The sequence below is a fragment of the Curtobacterium sp. VKM Ac-2861 genome (assembly GCF_013204965.1).
In the GTDB taxonomy this organism is placed as follows: Bacteria; Actinomycetota; Actinomycetes; order Actinomycetales; family Microbacteriaceae; genus Curtobacterium.
Map to the genome: position 1 here is coordinate 389,985 of NZ_JABMLA010000002.1, position 16,146 is coordinate 406,130.

Genomic DNA, 16,146 nt, shown 5'->3' on the forward strand with positions numbered 1-16,146 from the left:
CCGGAGCACGGTGGGGACAACCCCCGAACGACCCCGAAGGCCTGATGCCCGTCAGGGGATCAGCACGATCTTCCCGCGGGTGTGCCGCTGCTCCAGCTGCTCGTAGGCGTCCTGCACCCGGTCGAGCGGGTACGTCGCCGCGATCGGCACCTCGACCTCGCCGTTCGCCACCTGCATCGCGAGGGCGCCGAGGATCTCCGGGTCGGCCGTGTCCGCACTGCCGGAGGCCTTCGCACCGACCTCGGCGGCAGCCTCGAACGCGATGATCGTCTCGATGCGGTCGACCGGCACGCCCAGGGCGATCCCCAGGTGCACGTACTCCGGACCGTGGGTGTCGATGACGGCGTCGATGCCGTTGGTGGCGAGCTCGGTGATGCGCTCCTGCAGGCCATCGCCGTAGGCGACGGGCCGTGCACGCTTCGACCGGAGCCACTCGTGGTTCGCCTCGGACGCGATCGCGATCACGTCGATGCCCTCGTTCGTCAGCAGCTGCGTGACGAACCCGCCGACACCGCCGGCGGCACCGGACACGACGACGGTCTCGCCGGGTCGGGGGTCGACGGCACGGACGGCTGCGGCAGCGGTCGTGGCGACGATGTCGAGCCCGCCAGCGACGGTCCAGTCGAGCAGCCGGGGCTTCTGCACGACCTGTTCGGCCGGCACCGAGACGTACTCGGCCTGGCTCGCGCGGTCCCACGACCACCCGAGGACCTCTTCGCCCTCGTCGACGCCGTCGACGCCCTCGCCGACGGCCACGACGATGCCGGCGAAGTCGGTGCCCTGACCGGACGGCAGCGCGTCGGAGGACCCGCCGTCGAGCAGCCCCTGGCGGATCGCCGACTCGCCCGGGTTGATGCCCGCGGCGCGGACCCGGACGAGCACCCGACCGGCGGTGGCCTCGGGGACGGGGACCTCGGCGACGTGCAGCACAGAGCGGTCACCCCACTCGTCGAAGCGGACGGCGCGCATGGTCTCCGGGATCTCAGTCATCGCGTCCGACGGTACCCCGAGCATGACGAACGGTCCGCGTGGACCGCTCCATCGGCACGACGGTGGGAGACTGGCCCCATGCCCATCCTCAACAAGGACATGCAGGTCTGCATGTCGCTCGCGGCCCGGCCGAGCAACATCGGCACCCGGTTCCACAACTTCCTGTACGACGAGCTCGGGCTCAACTTCCTGTACAAGGCGTTCACCACGACCGACCTGCCCGGCGCCGTGGCCGGCATCCGAGCGCTCGGCATCCGCGGCTGCTCGGTGTCGATGCCCTTCAAGGAGGCGATCATCCCGCTCGTCGACCACGTCGAGGAGTCCGCCGCCGCCATCCAGTCGGTGAACACGGTCGTGAACGACGACGGCGTGCTCACCGCGTCGAACACCGACTACGAGGCGATCGCCGCGCTGCTCGGGTCGTACGACGTCGACACCGCGTCCCGGGTGCTGGTCCGCGGCTCCGGCGGCATGGCGAAGGCCGTGACCGCGGCGTTCCGCGGCGCCGGCTTCGACCGCCTGACGGTCGTCGCCCGCAACGAGCAGACCGGTTCGGCGCTCGCGTCGCAGTACGGCTACGAGTGGGTCGCCGAGGAGCGCGAGGCCGGGGCGTCCGACCTGGTGGTCAACGTCACGCCGCTCGGCATGCGGGGCGACCAGCAGGACGCGCTCGCCTTCGCGCAGGACCGGATCGAGGCGGCCCACACGGTCTTCGACGTGGTCGCGTTCCCGTCGGAGACCCCGCTGGTCCGTGCGGGACGGGACGCCGGCAAGCACGTCATCACCGGAGCCGAGGTCATCGCGCTGCAGGCGGCCCGCCAGTTCGAGCGGTACACGGGTGTCGCCCTGACGGACGACCAGGTGGCGCGCGCCAGCGAGTTCTCGCGCGCCGAGTAGTCGACGCGCCCAGAAGACGGACGGGAGGCGCGGTGCCAGCCGGCACCGCGCCTCCCGTCCGCCCTCGTGGGAACGTCTCAGGCGTTCGTCGCGCGTCCGACGGCCACCCACCCGAGCCGGCGCAGGCTCTCGTGGTTGCGGACCCAGATGAGCGGCTGCATGAGGAAGTCGGGGACGTAGGCCCCCGGACCGGCGACGGCGTTCTCGACGATCGTCACCTTGCAGCCCTTGCGGTGCGGCTCCACGGTCAGCTCCACGCGGGCCTCGCCGATCGGCCACCCCTTCGGCTGGATCACCATGCGGTGCGGCGGATCCCACACCAACGAGGTCGTGACGTCGTCGATGACGAGCGGCCAGGCACCGAACGAGTGGTGCAGGTGCGTGCCGACCTGCGGCCAACCGGCCTCCTGCTTCCGCATGCGCGAGGCGCCGACCACCCAGGTCGTGTAGAGCCAGCCGTCGCCGAGCACGTCGAAGACGTCCTCGGGAGCGCAGTGCAGGATGCGGACGTTCTTCGCCATGGTGATCAGCCTTCCGGGGTGAGGTCGACGTCGTCGGGCAGCCCGAAGGTGTGCCGGAGTGCGCTCTTCGCGGCACGCCAACCGGCCATGCCGTGCACGCCGGGGCCGGGCGCGGACGACTCGGAGCACAGGTACATGCCGCCGCCCATCCGCCACGGGTCACTGGACAGCACCGGGCGCTTCACGAGCTGCCAGAAGCTCGCGGCACCGGCGGCGATGTCACCGCCGACGTAGTTCGGGTTGTGGTCCGACATGTGCGCGGCCGTCCGGCTCGACGTGTGCAGGATCGTGTCGCGGAACCCCGGCGCGAATCGTTCGACCTGGCGCGTGATCGCCTCGGTCTGGTCGACGTCGGACCCCGCCGGCACGTGCGCGTAGGCCCAGAAGACGTGCTTGCCCTTCGGCGCCCGGGTCGGGTCGACGACGGTCGGCTCCGAGCCGAGCACGTACGGACGTTCGGCGTGCTGGCCGTGCGCGACCGAGCCCTCCGCCGCGGCGATCTCGGCTCGTGTCCCGCCGATGTGCACCGTGCCGGCCCGGCGCAGCGCCTCGTTCGTCCACGGCACCGGATCGGACAGCGCGAAGTCGACCTTCGCGGCCGCGTTGCCGAACCGGAACCGGCGGAGCGCACCGCGCTTCGGCGTGGGGATCTGCGAGCCGGCGATCCGCAGCATGCCGGGGACACTCGTGTCGAAGAGCACCGCCTTCGCCGGGGTGAGGTCACCGAGCGACCGGACCTCGTGCCCGGTGACGATCCGTCCGCCGTGCGCGACGAGGTCGTCGGCGAGCGCGTCGACGATCGCCTGACTGCCGCCGATCGGCACGGGCCAGCCGCGGGCGTGCGCGTAGGCGCCGAGCGACAGCGCCGCGGCGGCCGTCGACAGCGAGGGCATGTGCTGGATGGAGTGCGCCGCGACCCCCGAGACCATCGCCGGGGCGGCGTCCTGCCGGAAGCGGGCGTTCCAGGCGCTGCTGCCCTGCTCGAGTGCGCGCAGGCCGAACCGCAGCACCGTGAGCGGGTGCCGCGGCACGTGCAGGAGGGCGTCGGTGGCGAAGTCGGCGACCTGGTCGGCAGCGCGGGCGAGCGGGCCCATCAGGTTCCGGAAGGCCGGGCCGTCCACACCGAGCTCGGCGGCCGTCCGCTCGAGGTCCTGGTACGCGATGCCCGCGCGCCCCCCGTCGAGCGGGTGCCCGTACTGCACCTCGGGCAGACGGAGCTCGATGCGCTCCTCCATCCGGAACAGCCGGAAGAACTCGGACTGCAGCGCCATCGGGTGCACCGCCGAGCAGACGTCGTGGAGGAACCCCGGCAGGGTGAGCTCGGCGGTGCGGGCACCACCGCCGATCGTGTCGTTCCGTTCGACCACCTCGACGGACAAGCCCGCACGGGCGAGCGTCACCGCCGCCGCGAGTCCGTTCGGTCCGGCCCCGACGACCACCGCATCAACCATGGTCCGAGCCTAGGGACTCGTGTCTGCGCGTGGTCCCGGTCAGATGACCGAGGCTCCGGATGAGACAGCGATCCGCTTCCGGGCGATGACGGCGTCGATCCGTTGCGCTCCGGCGATGAAGGCCGCAGCATCGTGGTCGACGTACCCCGCGATCGCGACGATGTCATCGCGGATCCGTTCGAGCGGAGCCGCGTGGACGGGCTCGTGGTGCGCGAGACGGTTGCGGAACCGGCGGACGTCATCGAGGCGACGATGCAGTTGCTTTCGGCGCACCTGCCCCAGCCGGGGGAAGGCGTGCACGAGCCGCGGTTGCCACAGCGTCGTCTCGTAGCTCCACAACGGATCTCGCGGGACCCCAGCGTCCGTGAGCCCCACCCAGAACCCGAAGCTCGTGGCCGCGACGATCTGATCCGGTTCGGGGTCGCTCACGCCACGGCGGACGAGTGTCCGGGTGGCATCGGTCACCGCCCGGCGCTCTCGCTCCAGGAGCCGTACCGTTGGGTCGTTCCACCAGTCGTCCCGGCGGGATCGTCGGAGTTGGTCGTGGAGCGCGTTCCGGACGAACACTTCGAGGCACCCGACCGGCCCCCAGAACGCCGCCGCGATCTCACAGTTCCAGGCGTACAGCCGAGATCCGAGGTCGGCACGGCCGCCGTACCGAGCCGCGTACCGGTCGAACCGCGGCGCGCTGAGCAGACGCGGCAACTCCGGCAACGTGGCTGGATCGATCATCGCGCTCCCCCCGAACCGCCCTCTGGAACAGCAATCGCCCCAGGAGTCCGGCGGTGCCGAATGGTCCTGGGGCGTTACCCGATCAGCCTAGCGATGCCCGGGTGATATCTCAAGTACCGCTTCAGGGGCGAGCGACGTCGGGGTCAGCAGGGTCGGAGCCGTCCTCGTCGCCGTCGGCGTCGTCGGGTTCGTCGGCGTCGACCGGGGTCGAGCCCACGGGGTGCTCGGCCAGCAACGTCGCGAAGTCCTCGTCGAGCATCTGCTGCAGACGGTCGTCGCGGCCGATCTCGTAGTCGTCGGCCGGACGCTGGGCCCATCCGAGACGCCCGACCACCGTGGTGCCGATGTCGTCCCAGGCTCGGGCGCGGGCGGCGAGCACGATGCCGTCGACGAAGTGCTGGTCGTCACGGCGCTTGTCGAGCATCGTCGCGAGTTGCTCGTACGTCGCCTCGCGCGTGCGCAGCTTGAGGTCGTCACCCCGGCGGTAGTCGTGCTGGTGCCGTGAACGGCCCTTCGACTTGCTCGACGTCGACCGGATCTCCCGCATGCGCGCGGCGTCGCCCCGCTGCTCCTCGGCCATGCGGTGGAGCTCCTCGCGCGCGGCCTCGGCGATCAGTGCGTGGTCGAAGTACCCCTGGTCGCGCAGCGCGTTCGTGATGATCCGGTTGCCGACCGCGATCGTGACCGCGGCCTTCGCGATGAGGAACCCCTCGTCGACGGCCCGCTTCAGTTCGACCTGGCTGATGGGTCGATCGCGCACGTCGTGGTTGCGTCGTCCGAACAAGGCCATGCTCCGACGATACCGGCGTCCGGTGACCATCCGTCGGCAGGTGGACCCGGATCACGCCCTGGAGGGACGACACGCCACGAGTGGTTCCGTAGCGTCGGGTGCATGGTCACGTACACGGAGTCCCCCCGCACCGGTCTCGGCACCGCGAGCCTCGTCCTCGGGATCTGCTCGCTGCTCGCCGGTTGGACGTTCGTCGCGCCGATAGTCGGGCTGTGCCTGGGCGTCGCGTCGCGCAGCCGGGAACCGCTCGCCCGTGGTCGCGCGGGCTGGGGGATCTTCCTGAACCTCATCGCGCTCGCCGTCTGGATCCTGCTGCTCGTGCTGGCGGTCGTCGGCGGTGTGTTCGCGGTCTGGCAGGGCGCGACTCACAGCTCCTGACGCACAGTTCCCGAAGCGCGCGCACGTCGGCGGGGGAGACGCGCCTAGAGCAGCAGGCCGTAGACGGCGACGTCGGCGCGGACGGGCCCGAGCGGCAGCGCGCCCCGCAGGGTCCCCTCGAGGGCGAACCCGAGCCGTTCGGCGAGCGCGCGGCTGCGGACGTTGTCGACGCCGGTCCGGATCTCGAGCCGTGCGGTGCCGCGCGCCCGCGCGACCTCGACCAGGACCCCAGCGGCTCGCCCCGCGACACCGCGGCCCTCGTGTCCGGCGTCCACCCAGTAGCCGAGTGACGCCTGGCCCAGGTACGGGTCGAAGGTCAGCGACGCGACCCCGACGATGCGGTCGTCGGAACGGATGACGCAGGGGAGCGCGCGGTCCATCGCGAACTGGCCGAGCAGCCGTTCGGTGTGCAGTCCGATGGTCTCGCGGTCCTGCGGATCCCACGCCCACGGTTCGGCCGCCCGGAGCCGGTCGAGGTTCGCGCGCACGAGTTCCAGCACCGGGTCGACCGTCGTCAGGTCGCGCAGCGTGAGCGTGTACCCGTCCCCGAGGTCCCGCCCGAATGCCGCCACCCGTCAGAGACTATGCACGCCGGGCCCTACTCGTACCGGAGCGCCTCGATCGGGTTCTGCCGTGCGGCGCGGCGCGCGGGGAGCGTGCCGGCGAGGAACGCGATGAACATCACGACGAGGATGATCGTCGCCACCGAACTCGGCGCGAACTGCATGATCTGCAGGCCCGGCAGGTCCTTGAGCACCGTGCCCGCGAGCACGTTCGAGATGCCCGTCCCCAGCAGGATCGCGACACCGGCTCCGATCGCGCTGCCGAGGAACCCGATGAAGACCGCCTCGAGCGAGAACAGCGTGTAGACCTTGCCGCCGCCCATGCCCATCGCCTTCATCAGGCCGATCTCGCGGGTGCGCTCCTGCACGCTCATCAGCAGCGTGTTGATGATGCCGAAGCCCGCAGCCACCAGGGCGATGACGGCGAAGGCGTTCAAGACCCCGACGATGCCGCTGATGACGGTCTGGAACTGGCCGAGCTGGTCCTGGGTGGTCTGCCCGAGGAACCCGTCGTCCGACAGCGCCTTCTTGACCGTGGTCGCGGAGGTCCCGGAGTCGAGCGTCGCGGTGGCGCTGGCGTACGAGGTCGCGATCGAGTCCGGCTTGCCGATCTCCTGCGCGGCCTGCATCGCGTCGGTGAGCGCGGCGTTCGCACCGGCTCCGCCCCCGAACAGCGACTCGTTCTGCACACCGACCACCGTCGCGGTGAGGGTGTGCTCCTTGCCCTGGTAGTCGTCCACCGCGAAGGTGAGCTCCTTGCCGACGGCGGCCTTCGCGCTGCCGAGTCCGAGGTTCTCCAGGTAGTTCGTCGGCAGGATCACCTGGTTCGCGTCGGTGTCGTCGTCGAGCTGATTCCCGCTCGCCAGGTCGGCGTCGAGTTCCCCCGCGTTGGCGGTCAGGGAGACGACGTACTTGCCGTCGTCGCCGTGCTCGGCGTACTTCGGCGCCAGGGCGACCGCCGGACGGATGCTCTTGATGCCGTCGATCGCGCGGATGTCGTCGACGTCGGACTGCGACAGGTACGAGAACGACGCCGGACCGCGGTCGACGCTCTGGCCGGACTCGTCGGGGTCGTACTCCGCCGGCCCGCTGTCGGTCGACGTGGTGTCGACGGCCTTCGTGATGGTCAGGGAACCGGTGTCACCGATCGACGAGACCTGGGTGTCGATGTAGTTGCTGACCCCCGTACCGATCGCCGAGGTCAGCGTGATCGTGAAGGCGCCGATGAAGATCGCGATGACGGTCAGGGTCGTGCGCAGCTTCGACCGGAAGGTGTTCGAGACCGCGGTGCGGAGCAGGTCGAGGAAGTTCATGCGGAGTGCCTTCCGTGCGTGGCCTGCTGGTCGACCGCGGCACCGGCGGTGGGGGTGCCGTCCGATCCACCGACGATGAGTCCGTCGCGGACGTTCACGCTGCGGTCGCAGCGGGCGGCGAGTTCTTCGTCGTGGGTGACCACGACGAGCGTGATCCCGCGTTCGCGCTGCAGGCCGAAGAGCATGTCCTCGACCACCTGCCCGGTGTTCGTGTCGAGGTTGCCGGTCGGCTCGTCGGCGAAGATGACGCTCGGCTCACCGACCAGCGCGCGTGCGATGACCACGCGCTGCTTCTGCCCGCCGGACAGGTCGTTGGCGTCGTTCTTCGCCTTGTCGGCCAGACCGAGGGAGTCGAGCGCCGCCATGCCGCGTCGCTTCCGCTCGGCTCCGGAGACGCCCGCGATCTTGAGCGGCAGCACGACGTTGTCGAGGACCGAGGTCTTGGGGGTCAGGAAGAACTGCTGGAACACGAACCCGAAGGTGCTGTTGCGCGTGCGGTTCACCTGCCGCGCGCCGAGGGTCGCCGCATCGGTCCCGTCGAGCAGGACCTGCCCGGTCGACGGCTTGTCGAGCAGTGCGAGCAGGTGCATGAGCGTCGACTTGCCCGAACCGGACTTGCCGACGATCGCCAGGCTCTCGCCCTGGTGCACCTGGAGTGACACCCCCTTGAGCGCGTCGAACCGCGTCGGGCCTCGGCCGTAGGTCCTGGCGAGGTCACGGGCCTCGAGCACGGGAGTGGTCATGGCCCCACCGTAGTGTCCGCTGCACGACTGCAAGTTTGCGTTTGCTGTAGATCATGTGACGTTCCGGTTACAGTCGGGCCATGCCCGACACCGCGCCCGCCACCGAGATGGGTCTGCGCGACCGCAAGCGCATCGAGACACGCCACCGCATCGCGGACGCGGCTCGGTCCCTCGCGCTCGAGCAGGACATCGACCACACGACGATCGAACAGATCGCCGCACGCGCCGAGGTGTCACCGCGCACGTTCTTCAACTACTTCGAGAGCAAGGAGGACGCGGTCCTCGGGCACACCGAACTCGACCTGGACGCCGAGACCCTGGCAGCGCACCTCGAGACCGTCGCGGGGGAGCCGGCTGCGCAGGCCGTGGTCGACCTGGCGTTCCTGGTGTTCGGCTCGTCGTTCGGCGACGAGCACGAGCGGCTCGCCCGGAAGGAGGTCATCGTGCGCTTCCCGCAGCTCATGCGCCGTCAGGTCAGCCGGATGACGACCGTGGCCGAGGCGATGACGGGTGCGGTGCGCACGATCCTCGAGCGTGATCCGGCCTGGGGGCCGGACGCCGCGACCCCGCAGGCCGCCGAGATGCTGCTCGGCATGTGCATGACCGGGCTGCGGAGTTCGGCGCGGCACGAGGGTTCCGACCCGGAAGAGGTCCGCGCCCGCGTCGTCGCGTCGATCCGCGACACGGCTGCGCGCATCGCTGCGGCCTGAGACGCGACCGCGGACGGACGGGAGGCCGGGTGCCAGCTGGCACCGGGCCTCCCGTCCGTGACGTGGATGCGTCGAGAGCCGTCACGGCTTCGTGATGAAGCCCTCCTTCACCATCCAGTCGAACGCGACGTCGGCCGGCTCGCGCCCCTCGACGTCGACCTGACGGTTCAGCTCCTGCAGCACCGCATCGGTGAGCTTCGGCGAGATCTGGTCGTAGACGTCGGCGAGCTGCGGGTACTCCTTGAGCGTGGCCGAGTCGAGCACCGGCGCGACGTTGTACGCCGGGAAGAAGCCCTTGTCGTCCTCGAGCACGGTCAGGCCGAGTGACTTGATGCGGCCGTCGGTGGTGAAGACCTCGCCGAAGTTGCACTTGCCTCGGTCGGTGGCCGTGTAGACCGTGCCGGTGTCGAGGATGCTGACGTTGTCGCTCGGGATCCCGTTCTCCCCCGAGCCGCCGAGCTCCAAGCCGTACTTCTTGAGCATCGGCTTGAACCCGTCGGCGCGCGAGTTGAACTCCGACTCCACGCAGAAGGTGCGCTCGTCGACGGGCAGCTTCGCGATGTCGGACAGGGTCTTGACGTCGTCGAGTTCCTTGACCGCTTCATCCCGGACCGCGAACGCGTAGGTGTTGTTCATCGGCGCCGGGTTCAGCCACGTGAGCCCGTTGCCGGCGTCTTCCTTCTTGACCGCTTCCCACTGCTCGGTCTTGTCCGGGATCCCCTCGGCGTGGCCCATGAAGGTCAGCCAGGCGGTGCCGGTGTACTCGTACGTGAAGTCCGCACCGTGCGACGTCATCAACTCGCGGACGGCGACGCTCCCCGGCACGTTGGTCTCGTCGGTGACGTCGAACCCGGCGGCCTTCGCGGCGAGCACGGCGATCTTGCCGAGCACGAGCTGCTCGGTGAAGTTCTTCGACGTCACGGTGATGTGGGCGCCGTCCGGCAGGTCGTCGATGCGCTCGATGGTGCCGGGGCCGGCCTCGGGGACGAAGGACGTCGCGGGCTGCAGGCCGCAGCCGGCCAGGACGAGCGCGGTGGTGCCGGCGAGGGCGACGGCGGCCCCGCGGCGGAGGCGGCGGGTACGGCGGTTCATCGGAGTCCCTTCGGACGTGCGACGGTCTCGACCACGCGGCCGAGCCAGTCGATGGAGAGGGCGAGGAGCGCCACGAGCAGCGCACCGGCGACGAGCACCTTCGGCAGGAAGAGCGTCACGCCGGTCGTGATGAGGAGCCCGAGGCCACCAGCGCCGACGAAGGTCGCCAGGCTCGCGGTGCCGACGAGCAGCACGAGCGCCGTCCGGATGCCGGACAGCATGACCGGCACCGCGAGGGGCAGCTCGACGCGCATCAGCACGCTGAACGCGCTCATGCCCATGCCACGGCCGGCCTCGACGAGCCGCGAGTCGACGCTCTGCACGCCGATCATGGTGTTCCGGAGAACCGGCAGGATCGCGTAGAGCACGAGCGCGACCACGGCGGACCAGCTGTTCAGGCCGAGCCACGCGGCGAGCAGCACGATCAGGCCGACAGCGGGGGCCGCCTGCCCGAAGTTCGCGACGGCGAGCACGTACGGGCTCGCCCGACGCAGCGGTCCGCGCGTGAGCACGATGCCGAGCGGGATGCCGATCACGAGCACCAGCACCGTCGACTGCAGCGTGAGCACCAGGTGCTGGCCGGTGAGCGCCAGGATGTCCGCCGGGTTGAGCGTCGTGCGCTCGGTCGGGGTCAGGTCCGCCATGGCGAGCCAGATCGCGAACCCGGCGAGCACGACGAGGATCGCGATCGGCTGGAACAGCAGGCCCTTCCAGGACGTGCTGGCGCCGGTGGCGGGTCCGGCGGTGACAGCACTCACAGGTCTTCCCCCGAGGGCGCGATCACGGGCGCGGCCGGCGAGGACGGCAGCGTCTCGATCTGGTTGGTGTTCGTGCCGACCGGCGTGTACGCGCGGTCGTCGGCGGCCGCTGCACGCGACCGGGTGATGGCCTCCATGACGACCTCGACCGTGATGACACCGCGGAACGCCTCGCCACGGCCGGTGACCAGTGCGGCCCCGGCGCTCGAGACGAGCATGGTGTCGAGGGCGTCGTTGAGCGTCGAGGCCTCGCCCACGATGGGCAGCTCCGGGTCGACGCCGTCCGGGATCCGGTCCAGGCGCTCGAGCTGTCGGCGGGACGGCCAGCCGATCGGCCGCTGCCGACGGTCGACCACGACGGCGTGCCCGTGGCCTCCGGCCTCCTGCATGCGCTGCAGGACGGCCTTCGCCTCTTCGCCGGGGGAGCAGGTCACCGCGGAGACGACCTCGACGTCGCGGACGCGGTTCAGGGTGAGCTGCTTCAGCCCGGCGCCCGAGCCGATGAAGTTCTCGACGAACTCGTTCGCCGGCTCCGCCAGGATCCGCTCCGGGGTGTCGTACTGCACGATGTGGGCGCCCTCGGTGAAGATGACGATCCAGTCGCCGAGCTTCACGGCCTCGTCGAAGTCGTGGCTGACGATGACGATCGTCTTGTGCAGCTCTTCCTGGATCCGCAGGAGCTCGTCCTGCAGGCGCTGCCGGGTGATCGGGTCGACCGCACCGAACGGCTCGTCCATCAGCAGGACGGGCGGGTCCGCGGCGAGCGCCCGGGCGACGCCGACGCGCTGCTGCTGCCCGCCGGAGAGTTCGCGGGGGTAGCGGTCGCGGTAGGTGGCGGGGTCGAGCGAGACGAGGTCGAGCAGCTCGTCGACGCGCGCCGCGATCTTCTCCTTCGACCAGCCGAGCATCTTCGGCACGATCGCGATGTTCGCCGCGACGGTCATGTGCGGGAAGAGCCCGCCGGCCTGGATCACGTAGCCCATCCGGCGGCGGAGCTCGTCGGCGTCGATGCCGGTCACGTCGTCGTCACCGACGACGATGCGGCCCTCGGTGGGCTCGATCAGGCGGTTGATCATCTTGAGGGTCGTCGTCTTGCCGCAGCCGGACGGGCCGACGAGCATGACGATCTTGCCGGCCGGGATCTCGAGGGTGATGCCGTCGACGGCGGGCTTCGACTGTCCGGGGTACCGCTTGGTGACCTCGTCGAGCAGGATGCTGCGGCCGGTGACGTCCCCGTCGGGCGCGGTGGTGGTGGCGGAGTCAGTGCTGGACACGGATACCTCTCGAGATGGTCAGGCGGCCGAGGCCGAGGAGGAGCAGGTCGAGGACGAGGGCGAGCAGGACGACGCCGACCACCCCGACGACCACGGAGTACAGGGCGTTCGCGCCGCCGAGGCGCGAGAGTCCGGAGAAGATGAAGCCGCCGAGCCCGGGGCCGAGGGCGTACGCGGCGATGGCTGCGATGCCCATCACCATCTGGGCGGACACGCGGACGCCGCTCAGGATGATCGGCCAGGCCATCGGCAGTTCGACCTGCACGAGGGTCCGGAACCGGCTCATGCCGATGCCGCGCGCGGACTCGACCACGCTCGGCGGGATCTCGGCGAGGCCGACGACCGCGTTGCGCAGGATGGGCAGGGCGGCGAAGAAGACGACCGTCACGACGGACGGCAGCACGCCGAAGCCGAGCGGGACGATGAGCAGGCCGATGACCGCGAAGGACGGCAGGGTGAGGCCGATGGCGGACACCCCGTTCGCGACGGAGGTCAGGCGGGGACTGCGGTAGACGAGTGTGGCGAGCACCACGGCGATGACCGTGGCGAGCACCGTGCACTGGACCACCAGTGAGAAGTGTTGCCACGACGAGAACCAGATCTGGCTCCATCGCTCCACGACGTACTGGAACACGGGTGGGCGCTCCCCTTCCGGTCGGCCGAACTGCCCACGGGTCGGGGCACAAGCTGCGCCAAAGCTACGCAGGGCACGGACCGGTCGTACGACGCAGCGCAGCGGAAGTGATCGATTCCTGTGCAGACAGCCGAGCGAGAACCCCTGGTCAGCGACCAGTTCGACTGTCGAGCCTGAGAGAACGGTAACGATCGTGAGGGGCCATCGGCTACATGGCCAGGCCCCGCAGGCCGGACCGCTCGGCGATGTCGACGAGCTGCTCGCGCCAGAGGACCCACTCTTCCGGGCTCCTGTCGGCCAGGTTGCCGTCCCCGTCGCCCGCCAGTCCGTCGAGCATCTCGCGCACGATGTCGGCGTGCCCCGCGTGCCGGGCCGTCTCGTACGCCATGTGCACCAGGATGCGGTGGAGCGTGACCTCGCGGTGCTCCTCCGGCCACCAGGGGACGGTGCCGCGGGCGTCGAGGTCGAGCGCTTCGATGGTCGCGTCGGCGTGCGCAGCACTGCGGTGGTGGAAGGCCACGACGTCGTCCAGGGTCTCGTCGAGCGTCGCGTACATGTCCTCGCCGTCCTCCGACTCGAGCCAGGCGGGCGCGTCGGGCAGCGGCCGGCCGAAGACCTCGCCGAAGTACCCGGCCTGCACACCGGCGACGTGCTTCACCAGTCCGAGCACGTTCGTACCGGTCGGGGTCACCGGCCAGCGGGCCTGCCGTTCGGCCAGGCCGTCGAGCTTGCCGAGCAGCGCGGCGCGGTGCTTCTGCAGGTACCGGTGCAGCGTCCGCTTCACCGCAGCGGCCGAGGCCAGGGGATCGGTGTCCGACGACGCGCCCTCGTCCGACAGGACCGAGTTCCCGCTGGACGCGAGACCGGTGGTCGTCGCGGGGTGGACCTCGGGGACGGCGTCGGTGCTGCTCATGCCCTCGATCGTGCCACCACGACGTCCTGCAGGCGTGCCGATTCCTGCACGGCCACACGCTCCGCGGTGAGCAGCAGTCCGGCCACCTCGGCCGAGGTGCGCGCGGGGGCGTCGTTCCAGCTCGTCAGGTCACGTACGCGGCCCATCCGGACGTCGGGTGCCGGACACCAGAGCACCGGCGCACCTTCGTCCACGGCGAGCGCGTGCCAGACCAGGTCGAGCGAGTGCTGGACCCGCGGCGAGTGCACGGCGTGCGGCCCACCGGCGGCCGAGACGACCGCGCCGACCAGGCAGGCGGCGACGAGGGGCCGCCCCTGCACGTCCATCGCGGCGGCACTCGTGGCCTTCCGCATCCGGCCGTGCTCGTCGAGGTACGCGAACCAGGCGTGCTGGATCCAGCCGCGTTCGACGACGCCACGCGCGTCGGACAGCAGGTGCTCGAGCTCGCCGAGTTCCTGCAGCCGGGCTTCGACCCGTCGGACGCGTGCGGCGGCGCGGCGATCGGCGAGGCGGTCGAGGAACCCGCGGAGGCCGGTTCGCTCGGATCGGGTGGGGGCGGGAGAGGCGTCGGTGGCGACGTCGTGCTGGACGCGGAACTCGAGGGTCATGAGGGCCCCTCCGATCGGCTGTGCACGGATGGTGCGGTCACGATAGCCCCGCGGGGTCTCAGCCGTCCAGCACCGCGTCGATGCTGCGCCGCGCGACGCTCCGGAAGGCGCGTTCGTCGGACGTCGCGAGCGCGGAGGCGAGCGCGATCGCCCACCCGCGCGCGCGTCCCCAGGTGACGTCCGGAGCGGCGACCAGCGTCCGGAACGCGTGGCGGGCCTCCCGGTCGAGCGTCAGCCAGGCGGTGGCGAGGTCGACGGCGGGGTCCCCCGAGGTCACGTCGCCGAAGTCGACGACCGCCGACAGGCGTTCGTCGCCGTCCGGCATGCGGTCCACGAGCAGGTTGAACGGGTGCAGGTCGCCGTGCACCCAGACGGGAGGCCCGGTGTGCGTCGGCAGCGCCGCCGCGGTCCGCCAGACCGCTGCCAGCTCCACGGCCCGGGGCACGTCCTGCGTGGCGAGTCGCGTCAGGACGGCGTCGCTGCGCGTCGCCAGCGGCACCGCACGGAACGGGTTCGCCGGAGCATCCGCCGGAGCCGGCACGTGCAGCAGTCGCACGAACTCCGCGAGGGCCTCGGCGACCCGGACACCGGCAGCACGCTCACCGACGGGTGCTCCCGGGAGCCACGGGACGACGCTCCACGACCAGGGGTACCCGAGCGCAGGACGGCCCACGCGCACCGGAGCCGGCACCGGGACCACCGGTGCGACGCGGGCGGCGATCTCCGGCAGCCACCGCTGCTCGTGCTCGACCAGGCGTGCTGCGAGCTCCCGCCGCGGCAGGCGCACGGCGTACTCGTCGCCGAGCCGCACGATGACGTTGTCCCAGCCGTTGGCGACCACCACGAGCGGCAGGTCCGCCAGGTCGGGGTGCTGGTCGTGGAGCAGCGCCCGGACGAGCGGGACGTCGACGTCGACCTCGGCCGGTGGTGTGGGCACCGGCCCAGGCTAGTGGGCCGGTGGACACATGCCCGCGAACGGGGGCGGGTGCGGAAACCGACCGCTGGGTATCCTCGAGGGGACGGTGACGTGGGTGTTTCCCTGGGGGGACCCGCGTCACTCCGGGGCGATGATCGCGACGAGTCGGGGGACCTCTGGTCGCAGGCGCTCCGTGACCAGCGCGGCGAGCAGCACCGTCCAGAGCTCCCGCAGGCGCTCGTACAGGTCGGTGCGGTCGGCGAGCACGTCCGACACCGTCTGCACGCCCGTGTACGCGGGGATGACGACGCGTCCGACCATGTCCGGGTCCCACCGCGGGTCCACCTCGCCGGCGTCGATCGCCTGGCGCACGGTCTGTGCGATGAGCGCCATCCAGTCGGTGTACGGGTCCTGACGGGGGACGTCGTGCGTCGCGACCTCGGTCGACAGACGGATGCCGGCGCTCACGACCACCTCGGTGACCATCTGGGTCGCCAGTCCCTGTGACATCCACATGAGGGCTTCGAGCGGCGTCCGGCTCCGGGCGATCGCGGCCTCGCCGTAGCGCCGCGAGACCTCGTGCTGCTGCGCGATCACCGCGCCGGCGAGGTCGGCCTTCGACGCGAAGTGGAAGTACAGCGCGCCCTTGGTCAGCCCGATCCGTTCGGCGACGCCGTCCATCGACGCGCCGAGGTACCCGCGCTCGTCGAACTCGGCGGCCGCGGCCCCGATGATCGCCGCGCGGGTCTCGAGCGCCCGCTGCTGCCGAGTGCGTCCGTCCTGCGCCATCACCTCCCGATCGTAGTCCCGCTCCGGGGCTGCGCACGGCCCGCGTTCGGGCGGGTGCCCTACGGTTGGCGGCC

At 71.0% G+C, this 16,146-nt stretch carries 19 protein-coding genes; 3 read left to right on the top strand and 16 right to left on the bottom strand.

Annotated elements, in window-relative coordinates:
• Positions 1–51: 51 nt before the first annotated feature.
• On the bottom strand, positions 52–990 hold the full coding sequence (locus HQQ88_RS06690; protein WP_254066936.1) for an NADP-dependent oxidoreductase: 939 nt from the start codon (positions 988–990) through the stop codon (positions 52–54).
• Between the two features lie 78 nt (positions 991–1,068).
• On the opposite strand from HQQ88_RS06690, the gene HQQ88_RS06695 reads away from it, so the two are divergent.
• Complete coding sequence (locus tag HQQ88_RS06695; protein ID WP_173168991.1) at positions 1,069–1,887, top strand: shikimate 5-dehydrogenase; 819 nt, start codon at positions 1,069–1,071, stop codon at positions 1,885–1,887.
• A 77-nt stretch (positions 1,888–1,964) separates the two neighbouring features.
• Here the strand turns inward: HQQ88_RS06695 and HQQ88_RS06700 are convergent, their stop codons facing one another.
• From HQQ88_RS06700 to HQQ88_RS06715, 4 genes are all read right to left on the bottom strand, one after another.
• Positions 1,965–2,408: an SRPBCC family protein gene (locus HQQ88_RS06700; RefSeq protein ID WP_173168992.1), complete on the bottom strand. Its 444-nt coding sequence runs from the start codon at positions 2,406–2,408 to the stop codon at positions 1,965–1,967.
• 5 nt (positions 2,409–2,413) lie between these two features.
• Positions 2,414–3,859 (bottom strand): NAD(P)/FAD-dependent oxidoreductase, encoded by a 1,446-nt coding sequence (locus HQQ88_RS06705; protein ID WP_173168993.1) that lies wholly within the window; start codon positions 3,857–3,859, stop codon positions 2,414–2,416.
• Positions 3,860–3,898: 39 nt separating this feature from the next.
• Complete coding sequence (locus HQQ88_RS06710) at positions 3,899–4,591, bottom strand: hypothetical protein (RefSeq protein ID WP_134194457.1); 693 nt, start codon at positions 4,589–4,591, stop codon at positions 3,899–3,901.
• 121 nt (positions 4,592–4,712) lie between these two features.
• The gene (locus tag HQQ88_RS06715) at positions 4,713–5,381 is read right to left on the bottom strand and encodes a hypothetical protein (RefSeq protein ID WP_111083572.1); all 669 of its coding nucleotides are present in this window, start codon (positions 5,379–5,381) and stop codon (positions 4,713–4,715) included.
• A gap of 102 nt (positions 5,382–5,483) precedes the next feature.
• On the opposite strand from HQQ88_RS06715, the gene HQQ88_RS06720 reads away from it, so the two are divergent.
• Complete coding sequence (locus HQQ88_RS06720) at positions 5,484–5,759, top strand: hypothetical protein (RefSeq protein ID WP_123671362.1); 276 nt, start codon at positions 5,484–5,486, stop codon at positions 5,757–5,759.
• Positions 5,760–5,803: 44 nt separating this feature from the next.
• On the opposite strand, the gene HQQ88_RS06725 is transcribed toward HQQ88_RS06720, so the two are convergent.
• The 3 genes from HQQ88_RS06725 to HQQ88_RS06735 are packed head-to-tail and all read right to left on the bottom strand — an operon-like array spanning position 5,804 to position 8,378.
• On the bottom strand, positions 5,804–6,331 hold the full coding sequence (locus tag HQQ88_RS06725; RefSeq protein ID WP_123293021.1) for a GNAT family N-acetyltransferase: 528 nt from the start codon (positions 6,329–6,331) through the stop codon (positions 5,804–5,806).
• A gap of 26 nt (positions 6,332–6,357) precedes the next feature.
• Positions 6,358–7,635: an ABC transporter permease gene (locus tag HQQ88_RS06730; protein WP_173168994.1), complete on the bottom strand. Its 1,278-nt coding sequence runs from the start codon at positions 7,633–7,635 to the stop codon at positions 6,358–6,360.
• Positions 7,632–8,378: an ABC transporter ATP-binding protein gene (locus HQQ88_RS06735; protein ID WP_111083576.1), complete on the bottom strand. Its 747-nt coding sequence runs from the start codon at positions 8,376–8,378 to the stop codon at positions 7,632–7,634. The genes HQQ88_RS06730 and HQQ88_RS06735 overlap by 4 nt, the downstream gene beginning before the upstream one ends.
• Before the next feature lie 80 nt (positions 8,379–8,458).
• Between HQQ88_RS06735 and HQQ88_RS06740 the strand changes: the two genes are divergently transcribed.
• Positions 8,459–9,088 (top strand): TetR/AcrR family transcriptional regulator, encoded by a 630-nt coding sequence (locus HQQ88_RS06740; RefSeq protein WP_173168995.1) that lies wholly within the window; start codon positions 8,459–8,461, stop codon positions 9,086–9,088.
• An 81-nt stretch (positions 9,089–9,169) separates the two neighbouring features.
• Here the strand turns inward: HQQ88_RS06740 and HQQ88_RS06745 are convergent, their stop codons facing one another.
• The 8 genes from HQQ88_RS06745 to HQQ88_RS06780 form a co-directional block, all read right to left on the bottom strand.
• Positions 9,170–10,180 (bottom strand): glycine betaine ABC transporter substrate-binding protein, encoded by a 1,011-nt coding sequence (locus tag HQQ88_RS06745; protein WP_173168996.1) that lies wholly within the window; start codon positions 10,178–10,180, stop codon positions 9,170–9,172.
• Positions 10,177–10,938 carry an ABC transporter permease gene (locus tag HQQ88_RS06750; RefSeq protein WP_173168997.1) on the bottom strand — a complete coding sequence of 254 codons (762 nt, stop codon included), beginning with the start codon at positions 10,936–10,938 and terminating at the stop codon, positions 10,177–10,179. The genes HQQ88_RS06745 and HQQ88_RS06750 overlap by 4 nt, the downstream gene beginning before the upstream one ends.
• Complete coding sequence (locus HQQ88_RS06755) at positions 10,935–12,212, bottom strand: ABC transporter ATP-binding protein (RefSeq protein ID WP_123339391.1); 1,278 nt, start codon at positions 12,210–12,212, stop codon at positions 10,935–10,937. Before HQQ88_RS06755 ends, HQQ88_RS06750 begins: the two co-directional genes overlap by 4 nt.
• Positions 12,199–12,846 (bottom strand): ABC transporter permease, encoded by a 648-nt coding sequence (locus HQQ88_RS06760; RefSeq protein WP_111083581.1) that lies wholly within the window; start codon positions 12,844–12,846, stop codon positions 12,199–12,201. The genes HQQ88_RS06755 and HQQ88_RS06760 overlap by 14 nt, the downstream gene beginning before the upstream one ends.
• A gap of 208 nt (positions 12,847–13,054) precedes the next feature.
• Positions 13,055–13,759: a DinB family protein gene (locus tag HQQ88_RS06765; RefSeq protein WP_173168998.1), complete on the bottom strand. Its 705-nt coding sequence runs from the start codon at positions 13,757–13,759 to the stop codon at positions 13,055–13,057.
• Positions 13,756–14,367, bottom strand: coding sequence for a hypothetical protein (locus HQQ88_RS06770; protein ID WP_132099178.1), 612 nt, complete (start codon positions 14,365–14,367; stop codon positions 13,756–13,758). Before HQQ88_RS06770 ends, HQQ88_RS06765 begins: the two co-directional genes overlap by 4 nt.
• A 58-nt stretch (positions 14,368–14,425) precedes the next feature.
• Positions 14,426–15,304 carry an aminoglycoside phosphotransferase family protein gene (locus HQQ88_RS06775; RefSeq protein WP_173168999.1) on the bottom strand — a complete coding sequence of 293 codons (879 nt, stop codon included), beginning with the start codon at positions 15,302–15,304 and terminating at the stop codon, positions 14,426–14,428.
• Positions 15,305–15,421: 117 nt separating this feature from the next.
• Positions 15,422–16,072: a ScbR family autoregulator-binding transcription factor gene (locus tag HQQ88_RS06780; protein WP_165901374.1), complete on the bottom strand. Its 651-nt coding sequence runs from the start codon at positions 16,070–16,072 to the stop codon at positions 15,422–15,424.
• Positions 16,073–16,146 lie beyond the last annotated feature (74 nt).

Bases quoted from the DNA above. Each gene is read 5' to 3' on its own strand.
- HQQ88_RS06730 (WP_173168994.1), bottom strand. From the start codon at position 7,635: ATGAACTTCCTCGACCTGCTCCGCACCGCGGTCTCGAACACCTTCCGG.
- HQQ88_RS06765 (WP_173168998.1), bottom strand. From the start codon at position 13,759: ATGAGCAGCACCGACGCCGTCCCCGAGGTCCACCCCGCGACGACCACC.
- HQQ88_RS06695 (WP_173168991.1), top strand. From the start codon at position 1,069: ATGCCCATCCTCAACAAGGACATGCAGGTCTGCATGTCGCTCGCGGCC.
- HQQ88_RS06700 (WP_173168992.1), bottom strand. From the start codon at position 2,408: ATGGCGAAGAACGTCCGCATCCTGCACTGCGCTCCCGAGGACGTCTTC.
- HQQ88_RS06715 (WP_111083572.1), bottom strand. From the start codon at position 5,381: ATGGCCTTGTTCGGACGACGCAACCACGACGTGCGCGATCGACCCATC.
- HQQ88_RS06710 (WP_134194457.1), bottom strand. From the start codon at position 4,591: ATGATCGATCCAGCCACGTTGCCGGAGTTGCCGCGTCTGCTCAGCGCG.
- HQQ88_RS06720 (WP_123671362.1), top strand. From the start codon at position 5,484: ATGGTCACGTACACGGAGTCCCCCCGCACCGGTCTCGGCACCGCGAGC.
- HQQ88_RS06735 (WP_111083576.1), bottom strand. From the start codon at position 8,378: ATGACCACTCCCGTGCTCGAGGCCCGTGACCTCGCCAGGACCTACGGC.
- HQQ88_RS06690 (WP_254066936.1), bottom strand. From the start codon at position 990: ATGACTGAGATCCCGGAGACCATGCGCGCCGTCCGCTTCGACGAGTGG.
- HQQ88_RS06745 (WP_173168996.1), bottom strand. From the start codon at position 10,180: ATGAACCGCCGTACCCGCCGCCTCCGCCGCGGGGCCGCCGTCGCCCTC.
- HQQ88_RS06770 (WP_132099178.1), bottom strand. From the start codon at position 14,367: ATGACCCTCGAGTTCCGCGTCCAGCACGACGTCGCCACCGACGCCTCT.
- HQQ88_RS06780 (WP_165901374.1), bottom strand. From the start codon at position 16,072: ATGGCGCAGGACGGACGCACTCGGCAGCAGCGGGCGCTCGAGACCCGC.
- HQQ88_RS06705 (WP_173168993.1), bottom strand. From the start codon at position 3,859: ATGGTTGATGCGGTGGTCGTCGGGGCCGGACCGAACGGACTCGCGGCG.
- HQQ88_RS06740 (WP_173168995.1), top strand. From the start codon at position 8,459: ATGCCCGACACCGCGCCCGCCACCGAGATGGGTCTGCGCGACCGCAAG.